Below are 12,560 nucleotides of genomic sequence, written 5' to 3'. Positions count from 1 at the left end.
CGGGCGCGGGCCGACCAGGGCCCGCCCGCGCGCCCGCAGCCCCCGCCGTCGCCCGTCCCCGGTGCGTCGGCCGCGCGGGACGTCCCCGCCGCGGCGGCGGGCGCACGCTGGGTCCGCCGCACCGTCGAGCGCGGCGGCGCGTCGGTGCGCAGCGCGACGGAGGGCTCGCCCCGCTGGGTCTCCGGCGTCCTCGCCGGCGCCCAGGCCGCCGTCCTCTCGCTGCTCGTCGTCGCCATGCCCGCGCTCGCCGCGTACGTCGCCACGTCCGCGGACCCGGCGAACGCCGAGGTCGGCTGGACCCGCTCGGTCGGCGTGGGCGCCGCGCTGTGGCTGCTGGGCCACGGCGGCGCGCTCCGGGCCGGCGGCGCCACCCTCACCCTCGTCCCGCTCGGGATCACGGGCCTCGCGCTCTTCGCCTGCTACGCGTCCGCGCGCCGGTCGAGCCACCGCACGGTCTCGGCCTGGTTGTCCGGCGTCGGGGGCTACCTCGCGGTCGTGCTCCTCGTCCTCCTGCTGGCGGGCGGCACCGGGCCGCTCGGCGCCGGGGCGGGCGCCGTCGTGCGCCTGATGCTGGGGGCGGCGACGGTGGCCGCGCTCGGGCTGGGGGCGGGCGTGGCGCGCCCGCGTCGCGTCCGCGCGGCGACCCAGCGGTGGTGGGGGCGGCTCGACCACCCGGTCCGCGCGGGCGCCGTCGGGGGCATGGTCGCCGCTGCGGCGCTGGTCGGTGCCGCGTCGCTGCTCACCGGGTTCTGGGTGCTGTCCGGGCGGGCCGCGGCGGGCGACGTCGTCGCGGGCCTGGGTGTGGACACGTTCGGCGGCCTGCTGCTCGCGGTCGCCCAGCTCGCCGTCGCGCCCGACCTCGTCGCGTGGGCGTTCGCCTGGCTGGCCGGGCCGGGCTTCGCGGTGGGCGAGGGCACGCTGTACGCGCCGTCGGGCGTGGTCGCCGGGCCGCTCCCGGCGCTGCCGCTGCTCGGTGCGCTGCCGGTCGAGGGCGGCGGGCTCGTGCGCTGGGCGCCGGTCGTCACGGTCGCGGCGGGCTTGCTGGCGGGCGCGTGGCTGCACCGCCGCCTCGTGGTGGGCCGGGCGCGGGACGTGCTCGTCGCCGTGGGCGTCCTCGCCGTCGCCGCCGGGGCGCTCGGTGCCGTCGTGGCGGCGCTCGGCTCCGGTGCCGCGGGGCCGGGCCGGCTCGCCGTGGTCGGCGCCTCGCCGGTCGCCGTCGGCCTCGCCGTCGCGGCCGGGGCCCTGGTCGGTGCCGCCCTCGCGGCAGTGCCCGCGGACGCGACGGTGCGGGAGGCGGTCAGGCGCGGGGCGCGCGGCGCGTGGGACCGCGTGCGGGGCCGCGCCGACGTCGACCTCGGCGGGGACGACGCGCCCGAGGGCCGCGACGCGCGGGGCGGCGACGACTGACGCCCGCGCGCTGCCGGGCCGTCAGCCCTGCGGCGCCCGCGCGTCGTCGAGCATCCGCTGGAGGTTCTCCTGGAAGTCGTCCTGGCACTGCTCGCGCGCCGAGATCGTCAACGCGTCGCCGAGGCACTCCTGCAGCTCGGCCTGCAGCGGCCACAGCGCGAGCATCGTCGCGAGCGACAGGACGAGGACGAGCGCGAAGCCCAGCCCGACGCCGAGCACCGGCACCAGGGCGCCGCGCACCCCGGCGCGCCACACGGCGAGCAGCGCGCGGATGCCCACGACGACCGCGGCGACCGCGAGCGCGAGCGAGGCGACCTGACCGGCCAGCCCGAGCGGGGAGACGACGAGGGTGCCGAGCAGGAGGAGGCCGAAGTGCATGACCTGCCGGCTCGCCCGCCGCACCGCCTCGGGGTCGCTCCGCGCGGGCTGCACCGGCGGGCGGGGCGGGGCGGGCGGTCGCACGCCGGTCGGGGACGTCATGCCTGGGCTCCTCGGGTACCCGGCCGCGGCCGGACGGTGCGCCGGCGGACCGACGGGCGCGGGGTCGTGCTGGTCAGCGCCCAGTGTCCCACCGTCGGGCGGGCGCCCGCCGCCGACGTCGCGGCGGGCGGCTAGGGTCGCGGCGTGCGCGCCTCGCCCGACGTCGTCCCCTCGTCCGCCCGTGTGGTCGTCCTCGTCTCGGGCGGGGGGTCCAACCTCGCCGCCCTCCTCGAGGCGCAGCGGGACCCGGCCTGGGGCGCGCGCGTCGTCGGCGTCGTGAGCGACCGGGCGGGCGCGGGCGGGCTCGAGATCGCGCGCGCCGCGGGGGTCGCGACCGCCGTCGTCGCGCCCCGCGACTTCCCGGACCGCGAGGCGTGGGACCGGGGGATGGCGCAGGCGGTGGGCGTGTTCGAGCCCGCGTGGGTGGTGAGCGTGGGCTTCATGCGGATCCTCGGTGCCCCGTTCCTCGACCGGTTCGCCCAGCGGGTGATCAACACCCACCCTGCGCTGCTGCCGTCCTTCCCCGGCGCGCACGGCGTGCGGGACGCGCTCGCGCACGGCGTGCGCGTCACGGGGTGCACGGTCCACCTGGTCGACGCCGGCGTCGACACCGGGCCGATCCTCGCCCAGCGCGCCGTCGAGGTCCTGGCGGGCGACGACGAGGCCACGCTCCACGAGCGGATCAAGGTCGAGGAGCGCGCGCTGCTGGTCGACGTCGTCGGCCGCGCGGCGCGCGAGGGGCTCACGGTCGAGGGGCGCGCCACGCGCTTCGGCTGAGGGGGCCTCAGGCGGCCGCGGGCGCCGGCCGGCGCAGTGCCGCGAGCGTCTCGGTGGCGATCGTCGGCCACGGCGTGGGCGCGAGTCCCAGGGTGCGCTGCGAGGCCGTGCTGTCCATGACGAACGGCTCGACCAGCTGGTAGCCCATGGCGTGGACCTCGCGCATCATCGGCTGGACGACGCCGAGCGCGCGCACCGCAGCGAGCGGGACGGGTGCGATGCGGGGCGCGGGCGCGCCGGCCACGGACGCGAACCGGGTCATGAGCTCCCGGAAGGTGAGCGGCTCGGGCGAGGGGACGTGCCACGGGCGACCCCACGCCGCCTCGAGGTCGGCGGCGGCGGCCATCGCGCGGGCGAAGTCCGGCAGGTAGGTCCACGTGTGCGGCGCGTCGGCCCCGCCCACGGGCCGGACCGTCCGTCCGGCGAGCAGGGGCTCGAGGGCGCGCGGCCCGGCATGGGCGTGGGTGAGCGCCAGGGGGCCGAGGTAGTCGCTGCCCCGGACCTCGGTCGCGCGCAGGCGGCCGTCGTCGTGCCGGCGGCGCGCCTCCTCCCACATCGCCGCGCGCACGCGTCCCTTCCGCTCGGTCGTCGCGAGCGGCGTGGTCTCGGTCATGAGGTGCGTGCCACGCCGGTAGCCGTAGAGGTTGCCGGCCATGACGTACACGGCGCCCGTGCGCTCCGTGGCGGTGAGGAGCGCCTCGGCGACCGGGGGCCAGTCCGTGGGCCACCGGTGGTACGCGGGGTTGAGGCAGTTGTGCAGCGCGTGGGCGCCGCGGGCGGCGCTCGCGAGCGCGCCGGCGTCCGTCGCGTCGACGACGCCGTGGCTGATGCCCGGCAGCGGTGCGCCGCCGTCGGGGTTGCGGGGTGGGCCGCCCGTGCGGCTGAGCACGAGGACCTCGTGGCCCTGCCCGGCGAGGACGTGCGCGAGGTGGCTGCCGATCGGACCCTTGCCGACGACGACGTGCTGCATGGCTTCCTCCGGAGGTGGCCCGGCCGCTGCCGGGAGTGTGAGCGGTGCTCTCTGGCGCGAGCAACGCTCTCACCGCCCGGGCGACCGCGTCAAGAGCGGTGCTCGTACTTGCGAGGGGTGCTCTCGTCCGGGACCATGGCGCGGTGACCGATGCCCGCCCCAGGACCCCGCGGGAGCGTGCCCGCGCCGAGTTCGAGCGCGACCTGCTGGCGGCCGCGCGCCGGCACCTCGCGACCGACGGCCCGGCCCAGCTGTCGCTGCGGGCGATCGCGCGCGAGCTCGGCGTCGCCTCGTCCGCGGTGTACCGCTACGTCGAGTCGCGCGACGCGCTGCTCACCGCCCTGATCGTCGAGGCCTACGACGCAGCGGGGGAGGCGTGCGAGCGGGCGCTCGACGCCGCGCTCGCGCGCGGGGCGTCGGCGGGCGACGCGTGGCTCGACGTAGCGCGCGCCTTCCGAGCGTGGGCGCGCGCGCACCCCCACCAGTTCTCGCTCGTCTACGGCACCCCGGTGCCCGGCTACGCCGCACCCCGCGAGACCGTCGGCCCCGCGGTCCGCGTGTGGGGTGTCGTCGCGCGCGTGCTGGTCGCCGGGCGCGCCGCCGACGAGGTGCACCCGCCGCGGTCGCTCGACGCGTCCGGGCTCGTCGAGCCTGGCGTCCTCGCGGTCGCCGCGGCGATCGCGCGCGGCCGGACGCCCGCGGATGCCTACGCGACGTCGCCCTCGGCCGAGGTCCCGTCCGGCGGCGACGAGGGCCCGGTCGACGCCGGCGTCCTCGCCGCGGACGTCACCCGCTCGGTCACCCTGTTCGCCGCGCTCGTGGGCGCCGTGACCGCCGAGCTCTTCGGCCACCTGCACAACTTCGTGGTCGACCTCGACCGGGTGTTCGACGTGACCACCGCCACGGCCGCCGTCGGCGTGGGGCTCGACGTCGGCCTCGACGCCGGCGACGTCGCGGCCGGCGGGACCGCGCCCCGCCCCGCACCGCCCGCGGGGTAGCATCGTTCCCGGCCGTGACTGGCGTACCTCAGGTGGAACCGACCACCAGGGAGCGGCCGCAGTCCCCTGCAGAGCACCGTCCGCCTGGGTGCCTGGGTCCCGCCCGAGCGGCGCACGCGTGCGCTGCCCGACCGAGCGGCGCACGCGCGCCGACCGACCCAGGAGACGCCATGTCGCACGACCTCGCCCCGACGGCCCCCGTCGCCGACCCGACCGCCGCGAGCACGCGCCGCCCGATCCGCCGCGCGCTCGTCAGCGTCTACGACAAGACGGGCCTCGCCGGGCTCGCCGCCGCGCTGCACGCCGCGGGCGTCGAGATCGTCTCGACCGGCTCGACCGCCTCGACGGTCGCGGCCGCGGGCGTCCCGGTCACGCGCGTCGAGGACCTCACCGGCTTCCCGGAGTGCCTCGACGGCCGCGTCAAGACGCTGCACCCGCGCGTGCACGCGGGCCTGCTCGCGGACACGCGCCGGCCCGAGCACGTCGCGCAGCTCGCCGACCTGGGCGTCGAGGGCTTCGACCTCATGGTGGGCAACCTCTACCCGTTCGCCGCGACGGTCGCGTCGGGCGCGGGGCCGGACGAGGTCGTCGAGCAGATCGACATCGGCGGACCGTCGATGGTCCGTGCCGCGGCCAAGAACCACCCGAGCGTCGCCGTCGTCGTGGACCCGGCGCGCTACGACGACGTCGTCGCGGCGCTCGCGGCGGGCGGGTTCACGCTCGCCGAGCGGCGTGCGCTCGCGGGCGCGGCCTTCGCGCACACGGCCGCCTACGACGTCGCGGTCTCGTCCTGGTTCGCGTCGTCCTACGCGCCCGACGACGTCGCGCGGGAGTCGGGCTTCGGGGCGGTCACCGCGGCCACGTGGGAGCGCTCGGCGGTCCTGCGGTACGGCGAGAACCCGCACCAGCGCGCCGCGCTCTACGTCGACGCCGCGACGCCGGGTCTGGCCCAGGCCGAGCAGCTCCACGGCAAGGAGATGAGCTACAACAACTACGTCGACGCGGACGCCGCCTGGCGCGCCGCGCACGACCACGCCGAGCCCGCCGTCGCGATCATCAAGCACGCCAACCCGTGCGGGATCGCCGTCGGGACGGACGTCGCCGACGCTCACGCCAAGGCCCACGCGTGCGACCCGGTGTCCGCCTACGGCGGCGTCGTCGCGGCCAACCGCCCGGTGACGGCCGCGATGGCCGAGCAGCTCGCGCCCGTGTTCACCGAGGTCGTGCTCGCGCCCGACTTCGAGCCCGACGCCGTCGCGGTGCTCACGCGCAAGAAGAACGTCCGCCTGCTCCGCGTCGGCGCGCCCGCGAACGCGGCGCCGCTCGAGGTGCGCCCGATCACCGGCGGCCTGCTCGTGCAGACCGCGGACCGGCTGGACGCCGTCGTCGAGGGCGGGGGCGACGACCCGGCCGCCTGGACGCTCGCGGCGGGCGAGCCCGCCGACGCGGCCACGCTCGCGGACCTCGCGTTCGCGTGGCGCGCGGTGCGTGCGGTGAAGTCCAACGCGATCCTGCTCGCGCGCGGCGGCGCGTCGGTCGGCGTCGGCATGGGCCAGGTCAACCGCGTCGACTCCTGCCGCCTCGCGGTCGAGCGCGCGAACACGGGCGACGACGAGCGGGCGCGCGGCGCCGTCGCGGCGTCGGACGCGTTCTTCCCGTTCGCCGACGGCCTGCAGGTGCTGCTCGACGCGGGCGTGCGCGCCGTCGTCCAGCCGGGCGGGTCCGTGCGCGACGACGAGGTCGTCGCGGCCGCGGCCGCTTCGGGCGTCACGCTCTACCTCACGGGCACGCGCCACTTCGCGCACTGAGTCCCGCGGGCGAGCGCGGCGTCTCGCACCGGGCGGCGTGCGCCGCGTGGAGAGCGCCGGGCCGGCACGCCGCGCTCAGCGCGCGAGCGCCCGGAGCGGTCGGGCGTCGTCCTCGGCGCCCGACCGGTCGAGCCGCGGCAGCGCCGCGCCCGTGAACAGCCGGCGGGCGGCGGCGACGTCGCGCGGGCGGTCCACGGCCAGCACCGCCGAGAGCTCGTCGGTGCCGGGGTGGAACCACAGCACCGTCGTGCCGCCGGTGCCGTCGGTGCCGTCGGTGCCGCCGCGCACGACGACGTCGTCCGTCGGCTGCGGGTGCCCGTGCAGGGCGAGCTCGTGGCCGAGCTGGGTCGAGAACACGTAGGGCGCGGGGTCGTCGCCCGGCCCGGGCTGCGCGTGCGGGCCCTCGAGGAGCGTCCGGACGGCGATCGCGGGGCCGCGCAGCGCGCCGTCCCAGTGGCCGCCGGGCACCCAGCCGTGGCGCGGCGAGCGGCGCCGCGCGACGTCGCCCACGGCGACCACGTGGTCCAGCGGGCCGTCGTCCGTCAGGACCCGGAAGTGCGCGTCGACCGCGAGGGCGCCGTCGGGCCCGAGCGGGAGCGCGTCGGCGAGCCACGCGGACCGCGGCCGTGCGCCGACCGCGACGAGCACGACGTCGGCCGGGAGCGACCTGCCGTCCTCGAGCGCGACGGCGCCCGCGTGGACCGACGCGACGCGCGCGCCCGTGAGCAGACGGACGCCGGCGGCCGCGTACCAGGGCACGGTGAGCGCGCCGACGGCCGCGCCGAGCGCGGTCGCGAGCGGGGCGTCCGCGGCCTCGACCACGGTCACGCGCGCACCGGCCGCCGCGGCGACCCCGGCGACCTCGGCGCCGATCCACCCCGCACCCACGACCACGACCTCGGCGCCGGGCCGGACGGCCGCCCTCAGCACGGCGGCGTCGAGGGCGGTGTGGAGCACGAGCGCGCCGTCCCAGCCCGGCGGGCGCACGGCCTCGGCGCCCGTCGCGAGCACCGCGGCGTCGGCCCGGACCTCGCCGGACCGGGTCGTGACCGTGACGCCCTCGGCGTCGACCGCCAGCGCGGTCCCGGGCTCGTCGAGCCGGGCGTCCGCGCCCGTGAGGTCCGCGCCGACCTCGTCCCGCAGCCAGGCCGGTTCCGTGCGCGTGAGGAGCTCCTTGGAGAGCGGCGGCCGGTCGTAGGGCTCGAGCCCCTCGGCGCCCAGGAGGACCACCTCGCCGGCGAACCCGGACGAGCGCAGCGCGGTCACGGCCATGGCGCCCGCGAGCCCCGCACCGACGACGACGACGGAGGCGGGCGGAACGGCGGGCACGCGCCCACGGTAGTCTCCCGGGCGTGAACCCCCCGCCCGAGGCCGCCGAGCGGCACCGGGCCCCGGCGCTCTGGCTCGTCGTCGCCGCGATCGCCGCAGCCGCGGTGGCCGCCGCGCTCGACGGCGCGTTCACGGGTGCGGCGGTGCTGGTCAGCACCCTGGTCGGCGCCGCGGTCGCGCGCATCATCGGCCGCGGCCGGCGGCCCGAGGGCATCGCCGTGCGCTCCACCTGGGTCGACGTGACGATCCTGCTCGGGCTGGCCGCGGGCATCGGCGCCCTCATGCTCGCGCCGGGCGTCTGACCGCCCGGCGCGACCTCAGAGCCCTGCCCGGCCGACCCGCTCCACCCTGGGGAACCGGTCGACGGGGGCCTCGTCGACGGCGTCGACCGTGTCGCCGGCGCGCGGCGACCCGCCCCGGCCGAAGCCGAAGGCCGCGAGGCCGACGAGCGCGGCACCCGCGAGCGGCGCGACCCAGAAGAGCCACAGCTGCCCGAGCGCCGCCTCGCCCGCGAAGAGCGCGACGGCCGTCGAGCGGACGGGGTTGGCCGAGCCGCCCGTGATCGGGCTCGTCAGCAGGAACAGCGCCGCGTACGTGAGGCCGACCGCCGCGGGCGCGGGGGAGAAGCTCCACCGGCGGCGGGCCGTGCCCACCACGACCGCGGTGAGCACCGCGGCCGCCACGAGCTCGACGACGAACGCCGCGCGCTGGTCGAACGAGGTCATCTCCTGGCTCGCCGTGAAGAGCGTCGAGCTCTCGCCCCACGAGTTCGCCGTGCCCGCGAAGAACGCCGGGACGCCGTCGAGCCCGAGCGCGGTCGGGAGCGACGTCGGCACCGTGAGGAACACGGTGGCCCCGGCCGCGGCCGCACCGGCCAGCTGGGCGAGCCAGTAGAGCGGGACGTCGGCCCAGCGCGTCATGCCGGCGAGGGCCGTGCCGAGCGTCACGGCGGGGTTGAAGTGGCCGCCCGAGAGGTGCCCGAACGCCGCGGTGAGGCCCACGAGGACGAGGCCCGCGGCGAGCGCGACGCCGACCACGTCGACCTGGGAGATCGGCGCGTAGAGCGCGACGCCCGTGACCACGAGCACGAACGCGAACGTGCCCAGCGCCTCGACGCCGAGCCGCGTGCCCAGGCCGGCGCCCGCGCCCTCGGGGCCCGCCAGCGCGCCGTCGTCGGGCTCGTCGTCCAGGTCGTCGTCGTCCTCGTCGAGCTCGTCCGGCTCGACGTCCTGGTCGTCGTCGACCGCGAGCACGACGGCCTCGGTGGCGTCGTCGTCGGGGTCGCGCGGGGCGGGCGTGCGGGGCTCGCGGTCAGGACTGGTGCTGGACATGGCTCCCCTGTCGGTCGAGCGGCGTGGACCAGCGGGCATCATCGCACCGCCGCACGTCCCGACGGCGCCCACGGCGTCCGCAGGTGCCCCGGACGACGGCGGAGCCAGGTCTCTCGATGTCGAGTAATCTGGCGCGAACGCACGTCGCCCCGGCCGCGGTGCTCGGCCGCCGAGGTCCGCCGAGGTCCACCGGGACCACCGGGACCACCGGGGACACGGTGCGGCCCGCGGCCGCGCCGACCACCTCAGCAACGGGAGTCTCCGCATGGGCAAGATCAAGGTCGTGGGTCCGGTCGTCGAGCTCGACGGCGACGAGATGACGCGGATCATCTGGCAGTTCATCAAGGACCGCCTGATCCACCCCTACCTCGACGTGGACCTGCGCTACTACGACCTGTCGATCGAGAACCGCGACGCGACCGACGACCAGGTCACGGTCGACGCGGCGAACGCCATCAAGGAGCACGGCGTCGGCGTCAAGTGCGCCACGATCACGCCCGACGAGGCGCGCGTCGAGGAGTTCGGCCTCAAGAAGATGTGGGTCTCGCCCAACGGGACCATCCGCAACATCCTCGGCGGCGTCGTCTTCCGCGAGCCCATCATCATCAGCAACATCCCGCGCCTGGTCCCCGGCTGGAACAAGCCGATCATCATCGGCCGCCACGCCCACGGCGACCAGTACAAGGCGACGAACTTCAAGGTCGAGGGCGCCGGCACGCTCACGCTGACGTTCACGCCCGCGGACGGCTCCGAGCCGATCCAGCAGCAGGTCGTGACCTACCCCGAGAACGGCGGGGTCGCGATGGGCATGTACAACTTCAACGACTCGATCCGTGACTTCGCGCGCGCCTCGTTCGCCTACGGCCTGCAGCGCGGCTACCCGGTCTACCTGTCGACCAAGAACACGATCCTCAAGGCCTACGACGGCGCCTTCAAGGACATCTTCCAGGAGGTGTTCGACGCCGAGTTCAAGGCCGACTTCGACGCCGCCGGCCTCACGTACGAGCACCGCCTCATCGACGACATGGTCGCCGCGGCCATGAAGTGGGAGGGCGGCTACGTCTGGGCGTGCAAGAACTACGACGGCGACGTCCAGTCCGACACGGTCGCGCAGGGGTTCGGCTCGCTGGGCCTCATGACGTCGGTGCTCATGACGCCCGACGGCCGGACGGTCGAGGCGGAGGCCGCGCACGGCACGGTCACGCGCCACTACCGCCAGCACCAGCAGGGCAAGCCGACGTCGACCAACCCGATCGCGTCGATCTTCGCCTGGACGCGGGGCCTCATGCACCGCGGCAAGCTCGACGGCACGCCCGAGGTCACGCAGTTCGCGCAGACGCTCGAGGACGTCGTCATCCAGACGGTCGAGAGCGGCAAGATGACGAAGGACCTGGCGCTGCTCATCGGCCCGGACCAGGAGTGGCTGACCACCGAGGCGTTCCTCGCGGCCCTCGACGAGAACCTCGCGGCGCGCCTCGGCTGACGTCGGCGACGAGACCAGACCGAGACAGGCTGAGAAGGAGTCAACGATGACCGCACCCGTGAACGTCACCGTCACCGGCGCCGCCGGGCAGATCGGCTACTCGCTGCTGTTCCGCATCGCGTCCGGCGCGATGCTGGGCGAGCAGACGCCGGTGCGCCTGCGCCTGCTGGAGATCCCGCAGGCGGTCAAGGCCGCCGAGGGCACCGCGATGGAGCTCGCCGACTGCGCGTTCCCGCTGCTCGAGTCCGTCGACATCTTCGACGACGCGCGCGCGGCGTTCGACGGCGTCAACGTCGCGCTCCTCGTGGGCGCGCGGCCGCGCGGGCCGGGCATGGAGCGCGGCGACCTGCTCGAGGCGAACGGCGGCATCTTCAAGCCCCAGGGCGAGGCCATCAACGCGGGTGCTGCGGACGACGTCCGGGTGCTCGTCGTCGGCAACCCGGCGAACACCAACGCGCTCATCGCGCAGGCGCACGCGCCGGACGTCCCCGCCCAGCGCTTCACGGCGATGACGCGGCTCGACCACAACCGCGCGCTGTCGCAGCTCGCCGAGAAGACCGGCGTGGGCGTCAAGGACATCGACCGGGTCACGATCTGGGGCAACCACTCGGCGACCCAGTACCCGGACGTCTTCCACGCGACGATCGGTGGCCGCCCGGCCGTCGAGGTGATCGACGACCAGGCGTGGCTCGAGAGCACGTTCATCCCCACGGTCGCCAAGCGCGGCGCGGCGATCATCGAGGCCCGCGGCGCGTCGTCGGCGGCGTCCGCGGCGAACGCCGCCATCGACCACGTGCGGTCGTGGGTGCTCGGCACGCCGCAGGGGTCGTGGACGTCGGCCGGCATCGTGTCCGACGGCTCGTACGGCGTCCCCGAGGGCCTCATCTCCTCGTTCCCGGTGACGTCGACCGGCGGCGACTGGGAGATCGTCCAGGGGCTGGATGTCAGCGACTTCTCGCGCACCCGGATCGACGCCTCGGTCGCTGAGCTCGCCGAGGAGCGCGACGCGGTCCGCCAGCTCGGGCTGATCTGACCCCCGTGCGCGGGGTCCGACGCGCCGCCGCGGCCGTGACGGTCGCGGCGGCGCTCGCCGTGTCGGGGTGCGTCCCGCAGGCGGCGCCGGCGCCCAAGCCCGTGAAGACGTCGGCCCAGCCCGCGGGCGGTGCGGGGGAGGACGACGGAGGGTCGTCGTCGGCGGGGGACAGCGAGCGGCTCCACGCGGTCGTCGCGGGGTACGACGCGCTGCTCGACGCGTGGCGCGCGGGCGAGGCGACGGGCGACCTCGCGACGGCGCGGGCCGCCGCGACGGCGTACGCCGACGCGACCCGGCCGATGCTCGAGGAGCTCGAGGCCGCGTCGTGGTCGTCCGGGTACGCGGAGTCGGCGGCCTCGGTCGTCGAGGTGCTCGGGGACGCGGTGGCGTCGGCCGAGCAGGCGGCGGCCGCGACGACGACGGCCGAGTACGACGCCGCCGTGCGGGGCGACTACGGCGACGTCGGCGCGCGCGTCGAGCTCGCCGCGCTCCTCCTCTGGGTCTGAGCGGGCGCGGGCGAGCCGCCGTGGAACGGGACGGGGCACGGAACGGGTCACGGAACGGGGCACCGAGCGGGGCAGGGACCAGGGCGGGGTCGACGGCGCCCGACGGCCCGGTGCGCGTCGGCGTCCGCGTCCGGCCGGGTGCGTCACGGACCCGCGTCGGGGGCGAGCACGCCGGACGCCTCGTCGTGGCCGTCGCGGCGCGGGCGGTCGACGGGGCCGCGACCGAGGCCGCCCTCGCGGCGGTGGCCGGGGCGTTCGGCGTCCGCCGCCGCGCGGTCACCCTCGTGTCCGGCGCGACGGCCCGGGACAAGGTGGTGGCGGTCGACGCGCCTGCCGACGTCGTCGCCGCCCGGCTCGCCGACCTGCTCCGCGGCTGACCGCCCCGCCGCCCCCGCCGACCTCTGGAACCGATCCGGCGCCCCGACCTCAGCGTCCCTT

At 77.1% G+C, this 12,560-nt stretch carries 13 protein-coding genes and 1 riboswitch; of the genes, 9 read left to right on the top strand and 4 right to left on the bottom strand.

From position 1 onward, the window contains the following. On the top strand, positions 1 to 1,407 hold a 1,407-nt coding region (locus tag JIG38_RS15275), incomplete at its 5' end, for a cell division protein PerM (protein ID WP_199424673.1). 21 nt (positions 1,408 to 1,428) lie between these two features. Here the strand turns inward: JIG38_RS15275 and JIG38_RS15270 are convergent. Beyond that, entirely contained in the window at positions 1,429 to 1,887 is a 459-nt protein-coding gene (locus JIG38_RS15270; RefSeq protein ID WP_199424672.1) for a hypothetical protein, read from the bottom strand. 144 nt (positions 1,888 to 2,031) lie between these two features. On the opposite strand from JIG38_RS15270, the gene purN reads away from it, so the two are divergent. Then, positions 2,032 to 2,664 (top strand): phosphoribosylglycinamide formyltransferase, encoded by a 633-nt coding sequence (purN, locus tag JIG38_RS15265; protein WP_199424671.1) that lies wholly within the window; start codon positions 2,032 to 2,034, stop codon positions 2,662 to 2,664. 7 nt (positions 2,665 to 2,671) lie between these two features. Here purN and JIG38_RS15260 read toward each other — a convergent pair whose 3' ends face one another. Further along, positions 2,672 to 3,634, bottom strand: a complete 963-nt coding sequence (locus tag JIG38_RS15260) for an NAD-dependent epimerase/dehydratase family protein (protein WP_199424670.1) — start codon at positions 3,632 to 3,634, stop codon at positions 2,672 to 2,674. Between the two features lie 143 nt (positions 3,635 to 3,777). On the opposite strand from JIG38_RS15260, the gene JIG38_RS15255 reads away from it, so the two are divergent. Together JIG38_RS15255 and purH are read left to right on the top strand one after the other, a co-directional pair. Beyond that, complete coding sequence (locus tag JIG38_RS15255) at positions 3,778 to 4,632, top strand: TetR/AcrR family transcriptional regulator (RefSeq protein WP_199424669.1); 855 nt, start codon at positions 3,778 to 3,780, stop codon at positions 4,630 to 4,632. Positions 4,633 to 4,636: 4 nt separating this feature from the next. After that, a riboswitch (ZMP/ZTP riboswitch) is annotated at positions 4,637 to 4,729 on the top strand. A 73-nt stretch (positions 4,730 to 4,802) separates the two neighbouring features. Beyond that, entirely contained in the window at positions 4,803 to 6,440 is a 1,638-nt protein-coding gene (purH, locus tag JIG38_RS15250; RefSeq protein WP_199424668.1) for a bifunctional phosphoribosylaminoimidazolecarboxamide formyltransferase/IMP cyclohydrolase, read from the top strand. A gap of 75 nt (positions 6,441 to 6,515) precedes the next feature. Here purH and JIG38_RS15245 read toward each other — a convergent pair whose 3' ends face one another. After that, on the bottom strand, positions 6,516 to 7,769 hold the full coding sequence (locus JIG38_RS15245) for an NAD(P)/FAD-dependent oxidoreductase (protein WP_307844963.1): 1,254 nt from the start codon (positions 7,767 to 7,769) through the stop codon (positions 6,516 to 6,518). 23 nt (positions 7,770 to 7,792) lie between these two features. Here JIG38_RS15245 and JIG38_RS15240 point away from each other — a divergent pair, with 23 nt between their 5' ends. Then, entirely contained in the window at positions 7,793 to 8,071 is a 279-nt protein-coding gene (locus tag JIG38_RS15240; RefSeq protein WP_199424667.1) for a DUF3017 domain-containing protein, read from the top strand. A 15-nt stretch (positions 8,072 to 8,086) separates the two neighbouring features. On the opposite strand, the gene JIG38_RS15235 is transcribed toward JIG38_RS15240, so the two are convergent. Next, positions 8,087 to 9,100 (bottom strand): aquaporin, encoded by a 1,014-nt coding sequence (locus JIG38_RS15235; RefSeq protein ID WP_199424666.1) that lies wholly within the window; start codon positions 9,098 to 9,100, stop codon positions 8,087 to 8,089. A gap of 265 nt (positions 9,101 to 9,365) precedes the next feature. Between JIG38_RS15235 and JIG38_RS15230 the strand changes: the two genes are divergently transcribed. From JIG38_RS15230 to JIG38_RS15215, 4 genes are all read left to right on the top strand, one after another. Next, entirely contained in the window at positions 9,366 to 10,583 is a 1,218-nt protein-coding gene (locus tag JIG38_RS15230; protein WP_199424665.1) for an NADP-dependent isocitrate dehydrogenase, read from the top strand. A 46-nt stretch (positions 10,584 to 10,629) separates the two neighbouring features. Next, on the top strand, positions 10,630 to 11,616 hold the full coding sequence (locus JIG38_RS15225; RefSeq protein WP_199424664.1) for a malate dehydrogenase: 987 nt from the start codon (positions 10,630 to 10,632) through the stop codon (positions 11,614 to 11,616). 5 nt (positions 11,617 to 11,621) lie between these two features. Beyond that, complete coding sequence (locus tag JIG38_RS15220; RefSeq protein WP_199424663.1) at positions 11,622 to 12,122, top strand: hypothetical protein; 501 nt, start codon at positions 11,622 to 11,624, stop codon at positions 12,120 to 12,122. Between the two features lie 110 nt (positions 12,123 to 12,232). After that, positions 12,233 to 12,499, top strand: coding sequence for a DUF167 domain-containing protein (locus tag JIG38_RS15215; RefSeq protein ID WP_199424662.1), 267 nt, complete (start codon positions 12,233 to 12,235; stop codon positions 12,497 to 12,499). The last annotated feature ends 61 nt before the right edge of the window (positions 12,500 to 12,560 follow it).

Source organism: Actinotalea solisilvae (genome assembly GCF_016464425.1).
Classification (GTDB): Bacteria; Actinomycetota; Actinomycetes; order Actinomycetales; family Cellulomonadaceae; genus Actinotalea; species Actinotalea solisilvae.
Note: the sequence above shows the minus strand (reverse complement) of the source record. Positions and strands in the feature narration are given on the sequence as shown.